Origin of the sequence: Curtobacterium sp. NPDC089991 (genome assembly GCF_044748425.1) — a bacterium.
Taxonomy (GTDB): Bacteria; Actinomycetota; Actinomycetes; order Actinomycetales; family Microbacteriaceae; genus Curtobacterium.
This window is the reverse complement of sequence record NZ_JBIVGB010000011.1, coordinates 1,514-3,262: the sequence shown is the minus strand read 5'-3', so window position 1 is coordinate 3,262 and position 1,749 is coordinate 1,514. Positions and strand designations below refer to the sequence as shown.

Sequence of the window (1,749 nt, the reverse complement as noted above, 5' to 3'; positions counted from 1 at the left end):
TTGTTCCGGGTTAGGACTCTTAGCACCACTGGATTAGCTTGGGCGGTTGTTCGCCGGTACGGGAATATCAACCCGTTGTCCATCGACTACGCCTGTCGGCCTCGCCTTAGGTCCCGACTTACCCAGGGCGGATTAACCTGGCCCTGGAACCCTTGGTCTTTCGGAGGACGGGTTTCTCACCCGTCTTTCGCTACTCATGCCTGCATTCTCACTCGTGTAGCGTCCACGGCTGGATCACTCCGCCGCTTCACTCGCCACACGACGCTCTCCTACCACTCCGCACGACTGAACCACGAAGGCTTGTCTAGTGTGCGAAATCTACAACTTCGGTGGTGTGCTTGAGCCCCGTTACATTGTCGGCGCGGAATCACTTGACCAGTGAGCTATTACGCACTCTTTCAAGGGTGGCTGCTTCTAAGCCAACCTCCTGGTTGTCTATGCAACTCCACATCCTTTCCCACTTAGCACACGCTTAGGGACCTTAGTTGGTAGTCTGGGTTGTTTCCCTCTCGACGATGAAGCTTATCCCCCACCGTCTCACTGCTGCGCTCTCACTCACCGGCATTCGGAGTTTGGCTGACGTCAGTAACCTGTTGAGGCCCATCGGCCATCCAGTAGCTCTACCTCCGGCGAGAAACACGCAACGCTGCACCTAAATGCATTTCGGAGAGAACCAGCTATCACGAAGTTTGATTGGCCTTTCACCCCTATCCACAGCTCATCCCCTCCATTTTCAACTGAAGTGGGTTCGGTCCTCCACGACGTCTTACCGTCGCTTCAACCTGGCCATGGATAGATCACTTCGCTTCGGGTCTAGAACATGCGACTCAAACGCCCTATTCAGACTCGCTTTCGCTACGGCTGCCCCACACGGGTTAACCTCGCCACATATCACTAACTCGCAGGCTCATTCTTCAAAAGGCACGCCGTCACCCCTACTAAGGAGGCTCCGACGGTTTGTAAGCAAACGGTTTCAGGTACTATTTCACTCCCCTCCCGGGGTACTTTTCACCTTTCCCTCACGGTACTTGTCCGCTATCGGTCATCTGGGAGTATTTAGGCTTATCAGGTGGTCCTGACAGATTCACACGGGATTTCTCGGGCCCCGTGCTACTTGGGATACACATCCGGCCATAACACCATTTCGTCTACGGGGCTGGCACCCACTACGGCCCGGCTTTCAAACCGGTTCGACTATGATGCGCTGTAACCGCCCCAGTCCGGCAGAACTGAGTGACGTGTCCCACAACCCCGACCATGCAACGCCCGCCGGCTATCACACATGATCGGTTTAGCCTCATCCGCTTTCGCTCGCCACTACTCACGGAATCACATGTTGTTTTCTCTTCCTGTGGGTACTGAGATGTTTCACTTCCCCACGTTCCCTCTACCCGCCCTATATATTCAGGCGGGAGTCACCAGGTCACAAAAGCGCCCAGCGGGGTTTCCCCATTCGGAAATCCTCGGATCAGGGCTCGATTATCAGCTCCCCGAGGCTTATCGCAGATTTCTACGTCCTTCTTCGGCTCCAGATGCCAAGGCATCCACCGTTTGCTCTTAGAAACTTGACCACAAAGATTAAAATTGCGATCCGTCATCACCCACAACACGAACACCAAAAGTGCCCGGTCGATTGGATGACGCGAATCAAAGATGCTCGCGTCCACTGTGTAGTTCTCAACATACGATCGGCACCACACTCCCCACCGTCCAGTGACAGTGCTTCATGCGGCCCAACGAAGGACCCGT

At 54.8% G+C, this 1,749-nt stretch carries 1 rRNA gene (running past one end of the window); it reads right to left on the bottom strand.

Annotated elements, in window-relative coordinates:
* A 23S ribosomal RNA gene (locus tag ACIPV1_RS18895) occupies window positions 1–1,571 on the bottom strand; it reaches 1,657 nt to the left of the window's first position.
* Between the last annotated feature and the right edge of the window lie 178 nt (window positions 1,572–1,749).